The sequence below is a fragment of the Acetobacter sp. A11-2 genome (assembly GCF_040208445.1).
GTDB lineage: Bacteria > Pseudomonadota > Alphaproteobacteria > Acetobacterales > Acetobacteraceae > Acetobacter > Acetobacter oryzoeni.
On record NZ_CP157843.1, the window covers coordinates 2,781,985 to 2,797,168 of the forward strand.

Below are 15,184 nucleotides of genomic sequence, written 5' to 3' on the forward strand. Positions count from 1 at the left end.
TTTACGGCGTCCATCGGTACAGCCACTGTTCAGATACTGGCCCGGCATCTGTTTCCAGCGCGCAGCTTAGATCCGCCACCTTGGCATCACCCGGCACAAACTCAAATGTCGTGCGCCACCCGTTGATTTCCGGGTTTGGCTCTACAACAACATTGCGAATTGTACCCGCAGATGTCTGAGGTGAAACATGAAAATGCGTGTCCTTTGGCAGGTGCTCAAAAGGTGCACCCACAAAATCTATGGCAAAAAAGCGGGCAGTTTTATCATCCACTACAGCGCCAACACGTGTGGCACCAATACGCGCCAGTGGCGTAGGGAAAGGTGCATCCCACCCCCAGTACATACGGTAGGTAAAGCTGTATTCCTTGCCAGCCTGCAAAGGTTCCTTTGGCCGCCAGAAGGCAACAATATTATCGTTCACTTCATTGGGGGTAGGAATTTCAACCAGATCTACCCAACCGGAACCCCAATCTCCAATAGGCTCAATCCATAAGGAAGGGCGCTTTTCATAATGCAAGGCCAGATCTTCATAATCATGAAAAGAACGCCGGCGCTGCATCAACCCGAAACCGCGCGGAGAAGTATCGGAAAATGTTGAAAACTGGAGATCAAGCGGATTACGCAATGGGCGATACAGCTGTTGGTCTGCACCTGTCCACATTTGCAGGGCTTCGCTATCATGTGCAGCGGGGCGCCAATCATCAATGTGGTTGCGATCGTTCCCATCAAAATAGAACATGCCCGTAAGTGGCGCGATGCCAGATTGTTCTATTTTGGTACGTGGAAATAATGTGGACTGCACATCAAACACCGTACTTTCACCCGGACGGATGGTGAAACGAAAAGCCCCCGTAAGAGACGGACTATCCAACAGTGCATGAATGACAACAGATTGCACGCCAGGCTCAGGTTTTTCCAACCAGAACGCACGGAAAAGAGCAAACTCTTCCCCTTTAGGGTCCCCCGTGCCATCAGCAAAACCACGTGCAGAAAGCCCGTAAATCTGGTCTTTCCCTACCGCACGGAAATATGACGCACCAAGGAAAACACAGAACTCTTCCATCACACCTGGGGTGTTAATAGGGGCACGTAAGCGCAAGCCTGCAAAGCCCAGATTATCATCCACCCGCAAAGAAGAATCTGCATACGTAAACAAATCTGGCGAGTAAGGAACCGCCGCTGCCTGCCCATTTTGCACTTCGTAAATTTCAATCCGCGGTTTGTATAAAAAACCACGCGGATAAAACTCCACATCAAAGCCCAAATTATCGCCAGCCCATAAAGCGCGGTCTGCACGGTAGGCAATACTGCGGAACTGATCAAAATTCAGATTTGAAAGAGCCTTTGGCAGGGTCTGATCTGGTGCCTTGTAAGCCCCGTTGGCCAACCTGCGAGCAATCTGCGCAACTGTGTTATCATCAAATGCACCCGTGGCATTTGCCAGCCCTTCGGCATGAGCCCGCCCAATGGCACCCCCTACCAGCGAAGCCAGGGTGGCACCTGCCCCTGCCTTGATTACATCACGTCGCTGCACATTTGCTGACACGTCTGTCTCCCGCTCTTTTGCTAAATTTTATGGGATGGTTTTTTCATTGTTCTGAATAGACCCATCTCATTCTGGTGAGTTTTTTTGTGGGCACGCAGACAATAAATTTTCCAGTTCCGTTATATCGGAACGCGCTGCCTGTGCAGCCTTCTCTTCAATCTGACGGTACAATGTGACAACAGTTTTACCTGTAGGGGTAAGAAAAGCCCCACCACCACCACCGGGCCGCGTAATAACCAAAGGTTCCTTAAAAAGCTGGTTCAGATTATCTACCAACAACCATGTCCGGCGGTAAGACATACCCATGGCACGCCCTGCCGCTGAAATGGAACCTGTTTCTTCCAACTTTTCCAGAAGATGTATCTTGCCGTGCCCCAGCGCAGGTTTGCCATCTGCATCCAGCCGCAATGTCAGTTTTACTCGTGCCGTCATGCCTACCCACTTTTCCAGTTATCAGCCTTTGAGTTGAATAACTGTATAAGGAAAAAACGGAAATTCTATATGACTCACAGCGCAGATACCACTTGGCGTTCCATGACACCAGATGATCTTACCGGTGTTATGACATTAACTGCCTGCATTCACCCTGATTACATGGAAGATTGGGCCGTTTTTGAAGAACGCCTGAAACTTGCACCCGATGGCTGCTTTTCTCTTGTGCGAGATAAAGAAGTGCTTGGCTATCTTATAAGCCACCCATGGCAAGGCCTTATTTCCCCGCCATTAAATACATTACTGCATACCCTGCCTGATAAAGCAGACAGTTGGTATATTCATGATCTTGCTCTTTCCCCCGCAGTCAGAGGGCAAGGATTTGCACAACAAGCCTTATTACTGGCGGAGGATGCTGCGCGCAGGCATAATCTGCATATTCTTTTACTTACATCCACCTGCCACGCCATTAGCTTTTGGCAAAAAGCAGGCTTTACAGATGCCCCAACCAATAAAGCAGAACAGGCGGTGCTGGCATCTTATGATGCACAAGCCCGCCTGCTTCAACGCCCTATAGACTAGAAGAAAGTTCAGTCGCCTTCATGGTGTTCTGGCGCCACCATCATGGCCTCGGCAACAACACCGGCATGTTCACGCACACGGCGTTCAATATCAGCGGCCATTTCTGGATGATCACGCAGGAACTGCTTGGCGTTTTCACGCCCCTGCCCAATGCGCTGACTATCGTATGAGAACCAAGCCCCAGATTTTTCAACAACACCGGCTTTTACACCAAGGTCGATCAGTTCACCCACCTTGCTGATACCTTCACCGTACATGATATCGAATTCCACCTGACGGAAAGGCGGCGCCATTTTGTTTTTGACAACCTTTACGCGCGTCTGGTTACCCGTAACCTCATCCTTGTCCTTGATTGACCCGATGCGGCGAATATCCATACGCACAGAGGAATAGAACTTCAGGGCGTTACCACCCGTGGTTGTTTCCGGGTTCCCAAACATCACCCCAATTTTTAGGCGAATCTGGTTCAGGAAGATCATCAGGGTATTGGAACGCGCCACCGTGCCCGTAAGCTTACGCAGCGCCTGGCTCATCAAACGTGCATGAAGGCCAACATGGCTATCGCCCATATCCCCTTCCAGTTCTGCACGCGGCACCAATGCGGCAACACTATCCACAACCAGAACATCAATAGCGCCGGATCTTACAAGTGTATCTGCAATTTCCAGCGCCTGTTCACCGGCATCTGGCTGGCTGATCAGCAGGTTATCTACGTCCACGCCCAGTTTTTTTGCATAACCGGGGTCTAATGCATGCTCGGCATCAATAAAGGCACATGTTCCGCCACGTTTTTGCGCTTCTGCAATGGCATGCAGTGCAAGCGTGGTTTTACCAGAGCTTTCTGGCCCGTAAATTTCTACTACGCGCCCCCGGGGCAACCCACCAATTCCGAGCGCAATATCCAACCCAAGGGAACCCGTAGGAATAACATCTGCCTCTACTTTGGGCCGCTGCCCCAAACGCATGACAGAACCTTTGCCAAAAGCACGTTCAATCTGTCCTAGCGCGCCTTCGAGAGCCTTTGCCTTATCCATTTTTACCATTCCCTTCCTGTGGGCCGGACTGCCAGATGTTGTAAGGCCCCTGAATGTGCATAACGCACCATGCACGAAAGATTATGCGTTTAATTCCTGCCATAAAGCCCCTGCGGCAGCAACGAATGTACCGGGAACCGCTTTATGGAAACTTTTTGTTAATGTTGCGATCTCTAACTGTTCTATTAAGAACAAATTGGCAACTTTTCAAGATGACAGCATGAGATTAAGCTGCCATCTTTTAAGATTCTGAAAATTATCAGCTCTTTTTTCCATGATCGGAAGAAAGAGCCAGCCCAAATCCTCTGGGGTCAGTCCAACCAAAGCATTTGCTGCCATCACCCGGCAAACCGGCAGGGCAGGATACAAAATTGGCACGGCCTACACCGTTGGTAACCTGTGGCCGACTACCCGCTATTGCAGCCTGCAACGCAACCGCTGCCGTATCTGCCGCGACATTTTGCCCAGATGCCGTGGCCGCAGCCTGAAACTGGTTACCACGATGCGCAATAGCAACAGGCAGAAGCGGCAGAGGTTTCCGCACCGGAGAAGCCCCCAGCATAATGCCTGTAGAACCAGCAATACGCCCCGTACCAAACAGATTGTTCATGGTGAATGCGCAGCCAACGGATTCTCCCTGCCTATCCGTCACCACAAAAGATGTAGAAGCAGGCAAGGCTGGCAAAACAGACCCTGCAGGAATATGGCCAGAGTTCAGAAGAGCCTGTGCATCAGCAATACTGGTGGCCGCCCCTTTTGCGCCCTGCCGGGCACGCCAACCAGATACAGCCGTTTCAGCCCTTACACGGCCACCATTTTGCCCCACATTGGAAAGGTACGCGGCAGCCATGCCAAACCCGCCATCTGCAGGCGGTGGCAGAAAGCTGATATCAACACCATCAACACGTGCTGTAAGCGGCTGGGCTGCCACGGGAACAGCCGCGCGCAAATCCAACGTTGTCAGCCCGGCGCCGGCAGCGCGCGCAGCATCTGCAAATGTCTGGCCCAGTGCACCAGCATAAAGATCGCCCACACCAGCAATGCGCATCCGCTCCAGTGCACCAGCCAGACGCGTTTGCACCATTACGTCATCCGCCACCAGCACATTACCGTTGGCATTACCAAAAATAGCGCGGGTTCTTTCATCTGCCAGCAAGGGAGCCTGAACAGCAGCAAGGTCAGATGCCAACAACCCGCCTACCGGCACCCCGCGGGATGCCAGATTACGGGCAGGCAACAGCAGATCAGCAAAGTCTACACTGCCGTAGCGCAGCTGCATCAAATACAGGCCACGAGCCAGCATGGGCACAGAGGCAGGGCGATCTGCCCCGGCATCATTCAACCCAGCTCTGGGCAAAAACACAAAAGCTTGCCCCGCACTATCACCCGGCTTCCATGCCAGACAGGCACCACCGCCGCCCAAAGATGCGCGGGAAGGCAGCGTGACAGAAAGAGCCAGCCCAAGGGCAGCCGCAGCATCTGCCGCATTGCCCCCTTTGGCCAGAACATCGCGCCCCACCAAAACGGCCTGCGGTTCATCCGCCACAACCTCTCCCACAAACCCGGTTTCTACAGGCTGTGCGATATGGCTGCCAGAACTACAGGCCGGCAGAACAGAGGTAAGAGCAAGAGCCAAAGCCCCCGCACGCTTGCGAGAACCAGAAAGCACGGTTTTAAACCGCGTAAAACGGGGGATAATAGAACGGGCGGCCACGCCTTGCTTTCTCCACTACTGGGCCCGTCCGGCGGGCAGTCGTCTGGATGGTATGTACCTGGATTAACCTGCTTTACGGCGGGCAGCAACAGCCCAACCTTGCCGTAATGACCGCACGTGCCATACCATTCCAGTTTATGGACAAGGACACCATGCAGAATCTGAAATCTTTCTTCCGCCTTACAGCGGGTGCTGGCGCACTGGCCGCCGCCCTGTTTTGTGCGGACTCCGCGCCAGTACGTGCAGCAGATAGCAGCTTTACACCTGCCCAGCGTGCCGAAATTGTAAACATCATGCGCAACGCCCTGAAAACCGACCCCTCCATTCTGTCGGATGCGATTGCCTCCCTGCAAAACCAAGCCGCGGCGCAGAAAAATGCCTCTGCGCTCGATCTGGTTCGCCGCAACAAACCGCTTTTTGGTGGCAGCTCTACTGATGTAGTGTTGGGGAACCCACAAGGCACCCTGAATGTAGTGGAGTTTTATGACCCGCGCTGCCCTTACTGCCGTAAGGTGCTGGATGATCTGGATGCACTTGTTGCCGCAGAACCAGACCTGAGACTGGTGGAAAAGGTTATTCCTGTTCTGGGGCCAAACAGTACATTGGATGCACAAGCCATTATGGCCGCTGGCATGCAGGGCAAATACATTCCGTTCCAGAAAATCCTGATGGCAGATTCTTCTGCCCCGGGGATGGATCGAATCCGGAATGCAGCACGTCAGGCAGGGCTGGATACAGACAAGTTGGTGAAGGATATGAAAAGCTCAGCCGTCACCACAGCACTGGCAAAAAATGTTGCCTTGGCCCGCTCCATCAATCTGGAAGGAACACCCACCTTCATTATTGGGGATCAGGCTATTATCCCCGGTGCGGTTTCTTTATCTGAACTTAAAGCTGCCGTGGATAAGCTGAAAAGCAACCACTAACCCCCTATTACGGCGGGTGTAGGCTTTCGCCCTCCCCGCCGTAATGGTTTTTTACGCGGCCGAACAGGCTGCCTGACGTGCTGGCATAATGCCTTCTTCACGCAGCAGCACACCCAGCGCGTTAATCAGATCATCCATCATCTCATCTGTGTGGAACGGCCCTGGCGTAAGGCGCAGGCGTTCCGTGCCCTGCGGCACGGTCGGATAATTGATGGGTGTTGCATAGTGCCCATATTCGGTCAGCAAGCGGCGGCAGATACGTTTGCAACACTCTGCATCCCCAATGGGAATGGGCACAATATGGCTGGGCGTCATGGTAAATGGCACACCGGCTGCCCGCAGACGGTGGCGGAACGTGTTCACGCGCTCAAAAATGGATTCGCGCCGCCAGTTTTCCGCACGCACCTTGCGCACACTGGCAAGCGCTCCGGCCACAACCGGTGGCGGCAGAGCTGTGGTGAAGATAAAGCCAGAAGCTGTAGAGCGCAGGAAATCTACAATTTCAGCAGAAGCCGTAATGTAACCGCCATGCACGCCAAAGCCTTTGGCCAGTGTACCTTCGATAATGTCAACCTGATCGGCCACACCATCGCGCTGGGAAACACCGCCGCCTTCCTGACCGTAGAGGCCCACGGCATGCACTTCATCCAGATAGGTCAGGGCATTGTATTTACGGGCAAGCGCGCAGGTTCCGGCAATATCGGAAATATCACCGTCCATGGAATAAACGCTCTCAAACGCAATCAGCTTGGGAGCATCTTTTGGCGCTGCTGCCAGTTTTTCTTCCAGATCTTTCAGGTCATTATGTTCGTAAATGACTGTCTGAGACCCACGTGCACCCTTGATGCCTGCAATCATGGATGCATGATTCAGCCGGTCTGAAAAACAGATCCATCCTGGCATGGATGTTAGAATAGTTTGCAAGCTAGCCTGGTTGGAAACGTAGCCAGAAATAAACAGTAGCCCAGCTTCCTTACCGTGCAAGGAAGCCAGTTCTGCCTCCAACTGCGTATGCAGCGGGCTTGTGCCTGCAATATTACGCGTACCGCCTGCACCTGCGCCATGTTCCCGAATGGCGGCGATAGCAGCGTCCTGCACCTCCGGCACAACGCCCATACCCAGATAGTCATTGGTTGACCATACAATAACTTCACGCCCTTGCGGCAGATCACGCACAGCCTCTTCATACAAAGGAAAACGCTCTGCCTGACGGGCCAATGGCGTAAAGGTTCTGTAACGCCCCTGATGTTTGATCTGATCCAGCGCCTGATGGCAGTGATCATAAAAAGGATGGCGGGCGTTTTTTATCGCTCCCACGCTAACTTTCTCCTCGCTTCTCGTCAGAAACGGTCGGGGCATGGCGCGTACCCATCGGCCGTCTGGCCTGTGTGTTCACACGTTTGTGTATATAGTGCTGCTTTACCGCACATACACCCGCACAACCGGTTTCGTCACGGAAGAATCCGGCATAGCGGACATTTCCACCTGCGCTTCCGATGCTCCGGCGTTAATGATTTCCTGCAGCACAGCCCGGCCATCACCCTGCACCAAGTTCATCAGGGAAGATTGTTCCGCATCTGCATTGGCCTGTGGCGGCACCAGACATCTGACAACAAACAGAACATCGGGTTTGCGGCTAAGGGCAAGGCGCGTGATCTGATCAACCGGTCCTTCCCACTGTGATGCAGGGGTGCCTGCTGCCAGTTCAATCAACGGCGGCACAGGCGGCGGGCCCGGCGGCGGCGGCGGAATATACGGCTTGGGTGCCACACCTGCGTTCGGGTTGAAGGTTTTTTGATCAACCAGCTTGCAGCCTGTCATGCCAACCAGCACGCACCCCGCAACAACAACACGGAGAAAAGACCCTTTTTCTATCACTCGGGAAACGGGCAGCATAACAGGACAGTTCTCCACCAGAACGTGTAATGGCAATTCAACATGGCTTCACAAAGCCATTTCTGTTTCTTTCGCGCTCTCCTGCACCCGGTGCAAGCCCTTTGGGCCTTTTCGTACCCTTTTCAGCAGCAAAAATTCGTTCCACACTCTCTTTTCAATGGCACAGGCCACACTCACAGAGCATCCATTCGCCCCTTCTGCTGCAACCTTACCTGCGCAGGATAGCGTTGTGCTGCGCCTATATGCTGCAGCCCGTTTAATGCTTGGTAAAGCCAGAAATTCTGCGCATCTGGCGTTGCTGCAAACACTTTGCCTGCCTGTTACAGCGCTATGGTGCCGCGTATTGCGCTTTGATCCTGCACACCCAGATTGGCCTGATCGGGACAGGTTTGTTGTCCCTTCCGCCACCCTGCACCCCTTATTACAGGCCATGCTGCACCTCAGCGGCACTTATGGGTTTTCCGAGTCCCCTTTAGAATATGGCATGCATCCGGGCGTAGAAACTGCCCCCGGCCCTGCTGGCCAAGGCATTGCGGCTGCAGCTGGTATGGCACTTGCAGAACACCTGCTGGCAAAGCGCTATGGGCGTTCATTAGTAAACCATCGCACATGGGTGCTGGCGCGTGATGGAGATTTGGCCACTGGTGTTGCCATGGAAGCCGCACAGCTTGCCGGGCGTTTTGGTCTGACTCAACTTGCTGTTCTCGTCAGCCCCACGCCCGGAGCAGATAGAACCGAGTTCTCAAACTCTCTGGCACGCTTCAGCGCATCCGGGTGGAGCATCCGCAAAGTAGATGCATCACAATTAAGCGCCATTAACGGCGCTCTGGCGGCCACCTTACGGGCTAAAAAACCAACGCTTATTGCCTGCATGCCGCCTGAAAGCCCACAAACTTTTCGCCCTCAACCATACCTCTCCCCAGAAGAGGAACTGACAGGCCCGTGGAGCCCAACGGCCCGACGCGGCGCCACTGCATACCGCTCATGGCTAAAGCGGCTGGCCAGACATCGCCAACGTACGGCTTTTGAGCGTGAAACAACCAATACCTTGCCCAGCTTGCTCATGGAGGACTGGAGCCGACTGTACCGCCGCGCCATGCAGCCCACACATCAGGCTTCTACCCAGCAAGCCGCCATTACCAGCCTGCATACGCTTTCTGCCCTTTTGCCTGAACTGACGGTTCTAACCGCAACATCTGCATTGCCACGAACCACTGCTGCAGCGCATATCCAACCAGACTGGCCGTGCAATATTCAGGAACATGGCATGGCCGGAATGTTAAATGGTATGGCCTTGCATGGTGGCATCCTGCCCTGTGGTATTGCCAGCATGATTACAGTGGACCGTATGCGCGCAGCGCTACGTATGGCCGCCCTGATGCGCCAGAAAATTATCTATCTTTTAACAGATGATGGACTGGCCCTCAGCCACGATGGTGCAAGCTGGCAACCTGTAGAACAACTTGCCAGCCTGCGCGCCATGCCCCATCTGGCTGTTTTCCGCCCAGCAAATGCACAGGAAGCTTTTGCCTGTTGGAAAGCCGCCATCCGCTGGCAATCTGGCCCGGCAGTTATCATGCTCTGCCCCAACCCGCCCGAACATTCCCATGCTGTGCCCATGCAAGGTTCTGCTGCCCGTGGGGGCTATATGCTGCATGGCAGCGTCACACGGCAGGTTACCCTTATGGCATCTGGCCCAGAGGTGAGTATTGCTTTGGAAACAGAACAGCTTTTGCGGCAACACGGCATACAGGCCGCTGTTGTTTCCATTCCCTGTTGGGAAGTGTTTTCTAACCAGCCGGAAGCTTACAAAACTGCCATTCTGGGCACAGGCACACTGCGTGTGGGTATTGAGGCAGCTTCGGGCTTTGGGTGGGAACGCTGGCTGGGTAGCCAAGGATTTTTCGTTGGTATGGATGATTTTGGCGTATCCGCACCTGCCAACGCGGTGTATGAACGTTTTGGCATTACTGCCGGAGCGATTTGTGCGCGGGTTCTAAAACACTTGCGTGCATCCGGCGCCATAGAAGAAAGGTTTCTTCAGGCGCCATCACCTACCTCCCGTTAGCTAGAGCGGGAGCCGTTGTAACAATAAGAAGATCGTACAAGATCACAGAACGACAGAACGGAGAAAGAAAACCATGGCAGTCAAAATCGCTATCAATGGCTTCGGACGCATCGGCCGCCTTGTGCTGCGCGGCATTATTGAAAGCGGCCGCACCGATGTTGTGCCGGTAGCTATCAATGATCTGGGCAGCGTAGAAGCCAATGCCCATCTGTTAAGCTATGACAGCGTACATGGTCGCCTGCCTGCCGATATCCGAGTAGATGGCAACAAAATTATTGTCACTGCCAATGGCCGCACATGGGACCCGATTACCGTTTCTGCGGAACGTGATCCCTCCAAGGTTCCCTTTCAGGGCGTTGATGTGGCCATGGAATGCACAGGCCTGTTTACCTCCAAGGAAAAAGCGCAGCCGCTGCTTACAGCCGGCGCACGTAAGGTGATTATTTCCGCACCAGCTACAGATGTGGATGCCACCATTGTTTACGGTGTGAACCAGGATGTGCTGACACCGGACATGACCGTGATTTCCAACGCATCCTGCACCACCAACTGCTTGGCCCCAATGGCCAAGGTGCTGGAAGATGCGTTTGGGATTGAACGTGGCTACATGGTCACCATTCATTCCTACACAGGTGATCAGCGCACGGTAGACACACTGCACAAGGATCTGCGCCGCGCCCGCGCTGCTGGCCTGAACATGATCCCGACCTCCACTGGCGCAGCCCGCGCTGTTGGTCTGGTTCTGCCGCAGCTTAAAGGTAAGCTGGATGGCACAGCCATTCGTGTTCCTACCGCCAATGTTTCCATTGTTTCTCTGGACTTTGTGCCCAAAAACGCACCGGCCTCAGTTGAAGACGTTAACAACGCCATCAAAGCCGTTGTCGACTCCGGCAAGATGAAAAACGCTCTGGCGTATTCTGATGCACCGCTCGTCAGTTCTGATTTCAACCATGCACTGGCATCTTCAACATTCGATGCCACACAGACAGCATTGGTAGATGGCGGCAAACTTGTTCGTGTCTGCTCTTGGTACGATAACGAATGGGGCTTCTCCAACCGCATGTCTGATACAGCAGCTCTGTTCGGAAGCCTGTAATGGCAGAACTTCCTTTCAGCACGCTGGATACGCTTGACCCCAAGGGCAAACGTATTCTGCTGCGTGTAGACCTGAACGTACCCATGAAGGACGGGAAGGTTACAGACGAAACACGTATTGAACGTGTTGTGCCCACCATTCGCGAACTGGCGGAAAAAGGTGGCCGGGTTATCCTGCTCAGCCATTTTGACCGGCCAAAAGGCAAAGTGGTGCCGGATATGTCGCTCCAGCCCATTGCTACGGCTTTGGCCTCAGCTTTGGGGCGGCCTGTCAGCTTTGCGCATGATTGCATTGGCCCAGATGCCGAAGCCGCTGCGCGTTCCATGCAGGATGGGGACATCCTGCTGCTGGAAAACACACGCTTTCAGCCGGGTGAAGAAAAGAACGATGCAGGCTTGTCCGCAGCCCTCGCCAGCCTTGGCGATGTGTATGTGAATGATGCCTTTTCTGCCGCGCATCGTGCCCATGCTTCTACCGCTGGCGTTGCAGCCCATCTGCCATCTTATGGTGGCCGATTGATGCAGGCAGAGCTGGAAGCCCTTTATGCTGCGCTGGAAAATCCGGAGCGGCCTGTTGGGGCTATTGTGGGCGGCGCAAAAATTTCCACCAAACTTCAGCTGCTTGAAAACATGCTGGCAAAGGTGGACATGCTGGCTATTGGTGGCGCCATGGCCAACACGTTTCTGGCAGCCAAGGGCCTGCAGGTTGGCAAATCCCTGATCGAAAAAGACATGCTGGATACAGCACGCACGATTATGGAACAGGCCAAAGCCAAAAACTGCGATCTGATCCTTCCGGTAGATGTTGTAATTTCGGAAGATTTTATTGCAGGAGCACCCACGCAGGTTGTGCCTGTAACGGCTATTCCTGATGGCTGGATGGCGCTGGACGTTGGCCCAGAAACCGTAAAGCTGCTGCAAAGCAAACTTGCTGGTTTGAAAACGCTGGTCTGGAACGGGCCTTTGGGCGTGTTTGAACTGCCACCGTTTGATGAAGGCACCAATGCCGTTGCTCAGGCTGCTGCCCAGCTCACGCAGGAAGGCAAACTGAAAACCGTAGCAGGCGGCGGGGATACTGTTTCCGCCCTCCGTCATGCCGGTGTGCTGCATAAGATGTCTTATGTATCCACCGCAGGTGGGGCTTTTCTGGAATGGCTGGAAGGGAAGGTACTTCCCGGCTTGACAGCTATCAGCACGACACTGGAAAAAACTCTGCCGATCTAAGCGAGAGTTTATAGGATTTTAGAATACCCATTTGTTCTAAAATCAAGCCTTGCAAAACCACTTCAGATTTTGTGTCTGAAGTGGTTTTTTTTTATGCTGCGCCTTCAGCTTTCAACTGTGGGCGTGGATGCCCATACATTTGCATCAACCCAACACCAGCCATAACAATACACCCACCAATAAGGGTGCGCACATTTGGCACTTCTCTCACCAACACAAATGCCAGCAGAAGTGTTGTGGGAGAAAGCAAATACAGCAAGCCAGAAGAACGGGCGACACCCACCTGCCCGACCACATGCGCCCAAGCGCCATACCCTAAAATGGACGGGAACACCCCCAGCACCCCAACCAATGCCCAAGCTTGCCAACCATTATGCGTATGTATGGCACTGGGAAGCCACGGCAAAAGCAAACCCGCGCCAATTAGCAAAATATAGGCGGTGGTCACCAACGCTCCGTAGCGCGTTACCAAAGGCCGTTGAAGCAGATAGTACGTTGCCGAGCATAAAGCGGCTGCCAGCATAACCGTGGTGCCAGAGCCGAAACCAAGGCCGCCGGGTTGGCCGCTCCCAATAATCACCACACCGGTAAAGCTGATGAGAGAACCTAGCCATCCCCACACAGTCAGTCGTTCGTTCAAAAACAGAACGGCGGCAATGGCAGCTAAAAAAGGGGCTGTATTCAACAACAGGCTGGCTGCACCAGCAGAAACTGTCTGTTCACCCGTATTGAAAAGAATATTGTAAAGCGCAATGCCAATGCCGCCACATGCCAAAAAACGCGGGATATCTTTTAACCGCGGTAATGTTGGGCGCTTTACACACAACCAGCACACAACAAGGCATGCAGCCACCATATAACGAGCAGCAGCTAACGGAACAGGCGCAAAAAAAGGAAGTGCCAACCGCACAACAGGATACGCACATGCCCAAGAAAGCAGTGCAGCCACAACGGCCAGAACAGGCACAGGTTTATGAGGCACCATGCGGCATCAGGCCTTGCAATTAAAAAGGATCATGGGAACCATGATTTATTCGCGCCGCAAAACCTGATCTGTCAGAAAAGAAGACAGCTTATTGGCCACAAACTCTTCTTTTAAAGCGTGCTCATCATATTCATTCCGCACCCATTCAAGAAAAGGCATGCGGCCTTCTCCCTCCGCCTGATAATGCAGAAAAAACGCATCCAGAATACCTGTGCGAGAGCTCCGGAAATGCCCGTATTTCCAAGACAGTTCCTTAAGCGCCTGTTGGGCAGATCCACCTTCAAACAGCACAACTAAGCCAGATGCCAAACCAGCACGGTCTGCGCCAGATTTACAATGCATCAACATTGGAAAATCCAGCTTTTGGTACATATCCGCAAAACGCAGAATTCTGTCCTTATGGGGCGCACCACGGCTTTCAAACGCCATATCTACATGGTGCAAACCAAGGCCGCGCGCCGCATTGCGAGAAAGCGCATCAGACCCACATTTTCTATGCCCGCGTAAGTTCACCAGCGTACGCAAACCCAACCGTTCCATGGCTCTTTTCAAGCGCGCTGGGGTGGGGTGGTTACACCGATATACTTTGCCCGGAATAACCGCATGGAAGTTGGTCCACATCAGGCGGAAAATGGCATGATCTACAAACAGGCTGTCAGTCCAGGCCCGCGCACGGCCAGATGATGAAGAAAGATGGCCGTCAAACACGAAAAACCTCACTACCAAACAGATCGTCTTCTAGCAGGTTTCATGTTCCACCTTCCTCAGTTGCAGTCAATGCAGGAGGAAGGGAAGATGAAGTATCTTCGCTCAGGCAACAAAAAACCCGGCAGGGCAAAGCCATACCGGGTTTTTGTAAATCCACTGACTAGAAAAACGAAAAATCAGACTTTCCGTTCCAGTTGCAGTTCCTTGATACGCCCAATGGCCTTGGCCGGGTTCAGACCCTTCGGGCATGTCTGGGTGCAGTTCATGATCGTACGGCACGCATACAGCTTAAAGGTATCTTCCAACCCATCCAGACGGTCACCCGTATGTTCATCGCGGCTATCGGCAATCCAGCGATAAGCAGCCAGAAGAACGGCTGGGCCTAGATACTTGTCACCATTCCACCAATAGGATGGGCAGGACGTTGTGCAGCAGAAGCACAGAATGCATTCCCACATCCCGTCCAGCTTGGCACGTTCTTCAATGCTCTGCTTCCGTTCAGAATCTGGCGGAGGTGCACTATCTGCCTGCATCCAAGGCTGGATGGAACGCAACTGCGCATAAGCACCATCCAGATTAGACACCAGATCTTTTACAATTGGCATATGCGGCAGCGGATAGATGCGCACATCGCCCTTGATGTCCTTGATGGGTTTCAGGCACGCAAGCGTGTTTTCCCCATCAATGTTCATGGCGCAGGACCCACAAATCCCTTCACGGCAAGAGCGCCGGAATGTCAGTGTAGGGTCTATTTCGTTCTTGATATGGATGATGGCATCCAGCACCATTGGCCCGATGGTATCCAGATCAAGTTCGTAGCTATCAATAACCGGGTTTTTGTCATCATCCGGGGTCCAACGATAAATCCGGAATGTTCTAACATTTTTTGCCCCGGCTGGAGCGGGAAAGGTTTTACCTTTCCCGATCGTGCTGTTGCGCGGCAGTCTGAGTTCAACCATGTTCGCCTCCCTTTA

At 53.3% G+C, this 15,184-nt stretch carries 14 protein-coding genes; 5 read left to right on the top strand and 9 right to left on the bottom strand.

The annotated features are described in order from the left end of the window. Position 1: 1 nt before the first annotated feature. Both ABNV41_RS13575 and ABNV41_RS13580 read right to left on the bottom strand, forming a co-directional pair. The gene (locus ABNV41_RS13575; RefSeq protein WP_349934795.1) at positions 2-1,546 is read right to left on the bottom strand and encodes a glucan biosynthesis protein G; all 1,545 of its coding nucleotides are present in this window, start codon (positions 1,544-1,546) and stop codon (positions 2-4) included. A gap of 66 nt (positions 1,547-1,612) precedes the next feature. Further along, a complete protein-coding gene (locus ABNV41_RS13580; RefSeq protein ID WP_349934796.1) occupies positions 1,613-1,978 on the bottom strand; it encodes a winged helix-turn-helix domain-containing protein in 366 nt (121 codons plus the stop codon). 69 nt (positions 1,979-2,047) lie between these two features. Between ABNV41_RS13580 and ABNV41_RS13585 the strand changes: the two genes are divergently transcribed. Next, entirely contained in the window at positions 2,048-2,560 is a 513-nt protein-coding gene (locus tag ABNV41_RS13585; RefSeq protein WP_050818974.1) for a GNAT family N-acetyltransferase, read from the top strand. 8 nt (positions 2,561-2,568) lie between these two features. Here the strand turns inward: ABNV41_RS13585 and recA are convergent, their stop codons facing one another. Together recA and ABNV41_RS13595 are read right to left on the bottom strand one after the other, a co-directional pair. Next, the gene (gene recA / locus ABNV41_RS13590; RefSeq protein ID WP_280114343.1) at positions 2,569-3,594 is read right to left on the bottom strand and encodes a recombinase RecA; all 1,026 of its coding nucleotides are present in this window, start codon (positions 3,592-3,594) and stop codon (positions 2,569-2,571) included. 259 nt (positions 3,595-3,853) lie between these two features. Next, on the bottom strand, positions 3,854-5,308 hold the full coding sequence (locus tag ABNV41_RS13595) for a gamma-glutamyltransferase (protein ID WP_050818972.1): 1,455 nt from the start codon (positions 5,306-5,308) through the stop codon (positions 3,854-3,856). Between the two features lie 47 nt (positions 5,309-5,355). Here ABNV41_RS13595 and ABNV41_RS13600 point away from each other — a divergent pair, with 47 nt between their 5' ends. Next, on the top strand, positions 5,356-6,234 hold the full coding sequence (locus ABNV41_RS13600) for a DsbA family protein (protein WP_050818971.1): 879 nt from the start codon (positions 5,356-5,358) through the stop codon (positions 6,232-6,234). 51 nt (positions 6,235-6,285) lie between these two features. Here the strand turns inward: ABNV41_RS13600 and hemA are convergent, their stop codons facing one another. Both hemA and ABNV41_RS13610 read right to left on the bottom strand, forming a co-directional pair. Further along, entirely contained in the window at positions 6,286-7,593 is a 1,308-nt protein-coding gene (hemA, locus tag ABNV41_RS13605; RefSeq protein WP_050818970.1) for a 5-aminolevulinate synthase, read from the bottom strand. Positions 7,594-7,653: 60 nt separating this feature from the next. Next, entirely contained in the window at positions 7,654-8,130 is a 477-nt protein-coding gene (locus ABNV41_RS13610) for a hypothetical protein (protein ID WP_050818969.1), read from the bottom strand. 157 nt (positions 8,131-8,287) lie between these two features. On the opposite strand from ABNV41_RS13610, the gene ABNV41_RS13615 reads away from it, so the two are divergent. The 3 genes from ABNV41_RS13615 to ABNV41_RS13625 all read left to right on the top strand — a co-directional run bounded on the left by ABNV41_RS13615 (position 8,288) and on the right by ABNV41_RS13625 (position 12,517). Continuing rightward, positions 8,288-10,198 carry a transketolase-like TK C-terminal-containing protein gene (locus tag ABNV41_RS13615; protein WP_050818968.1) on the top strand — a complete coding sequence of 637 codons (1,911 nt, stop codon included), beginning with the start codon at positions 8,288-8,290 and terminating at the stop codon, positions 10,196-10,198. Positions 10,199-10,271: 73 nt separating this feature from the next. Continuing rightward, positions 10,272-11,294 carry a type I glyceraldehyde-3-phosphate dehydrogenase gene (gene gap / locus ABNV41_RS13620; RefSeq protein WP_003624920.1) on the top strand — a complete coding sequence of 341 codons (1,023 nt, stop codon included), beginning with the start codon at positions 10,272-10,274 and terminating at the stop codon, positions 11,292-11,294. Then, positions 11,294-12,517: a phosphoglycerate kinase gene (locus tag ABNV41_RS13625; RefSeq protein ID WP_050818967.1), complete on the top strand. Its 1,224-nt coding sequence runs from the start codon at positions 11,294-11,296 to the stop codon at positions 12,515-12,517. Before gap ends, ABNV41_RS13625 begins: the two co-directional genes overlap by 1 nt. Before the next feature lie 91 nt (positions 12,518-12,608). Here ABNV41_RS13625 and ABNV41_RS13630 read toward each other — a convergent pair whose 3' ends face one another. From ABNV41_RS13630 to ABNV41_RS13640, 3 genes are all read right to left on the bottom strand, one after another. Next, entirely contained in the window at positions 12,609-13,502 is an 894-nt protein-coding gene (locus ABNV41_RS13630) for a DMT family transporter (protein WP_050818966.1), read from the bottom strand. A gap of 45 nt (positions 13,503-13,547) precedes the next feature. Further along, a complete protein-coding gene (locus tag ABNV41_RS13635; RefSeq protein ID WP_003624925.1) occupies positions 13,548-14,210 on the bottom strand; it encodes a tyrosine-protein phosphatase in 663 nt (220 codons plus the stop codon). A gap of 176 nt (positions 14,211-14,386) precedes the next feature. Further along, entirely contained in the window at positions 14,387-15,169 is a 783-nt protein-coding gene (locus tag ABNV41_RS13640; RefSeq protein ID WP_003624930.1) for a succinate dehydrogenase iron-sulfur subunit, read from the bottom strand. Positions 15,170-15,184: the final 15 nt, after the last annotated feature.

Excerpts from the sequence above, each read along its gene's own strand:
- ABNV41_RS13580 (WP_349934796.1), bottom strand. The coding sequence starts at position 1,978 with ATGACGGCACGAGTAAAACTGACATTGCGGCTGGATGCAGATGGCAAA.
- ABNV41_RS13610 (WP_050818969.1), bottom strand. The coding sequence starts at position 8,130 with ATGCTGCCCGTTTCCCGAGTGATAGAAAAAGGGTCTTTTCTCCGTGTT.
- ABNV41_RS13625 (WP_050818967.1), top strand. The coding sequence starts at position 11,294 with ATGGCAGAACTTCCTTTCAGCACGCTGGATACGCTTGACCCCAAGGGC.
- ABNV41_RS13630 (WP_050818966.1), bottom strand. The coding sequence starts at position 13,502 with ATGGTGCCTCATAAACCTGTGCCTGTTCTGGCCGTTGTGGCTGCACTG.
- ABNV41_RS13615 (WP_050818968.1), top strand. The coding sequence starts at position 8,288 with ATGGCACAGGCCACACTCACAGAGCATCCATTCGCCCCTTCTGCTGCA.
- recA (WP_280114343.1), bottom strand. The coding sequence starts at position 3,594 with ATGGATAAGGCAAAGGCTCTCGAAGGCGCGCTAGGACAGATTGAACGT.
- ABNV41_RS13600 (WP_050818971.1), top strand. The coding sequence starts at position 5,356 with ATGGTATGTACCTGGATTAACCTGCTTTACGGCGGGCAGCAACAGCCC.
- ABNV41_RS13640 (WP_003624930.1), bottom strand. The coding sequence starts at position 15,169 with ATGGTTGAACTCAGACTGCCGCGCAACAGCACGATCGGGAAAGGTAAA.
- hemA (WP_050818970.1), bottom strand. The coding sequence starts at position 7,593 with ATGCCCCGACCGTTTCTGACGAGAAGCGAGGAGAAAGTTAGCGTGGGA.
- gap (WP_003624920.1), top strand. The coding sequence starts at position 10,272 with ATGGCAGTCAAAATCGCTATCAATGGCTTCGGACGCATCGGCCGCCTT.
- ABNV41_RS13585 (WP_050818974.1), top strand. The coding sequence starts at position 2,048 with ATGACTCACAGCGCAGATACCACTTGGCGTTCCATGACACCAGATGAT.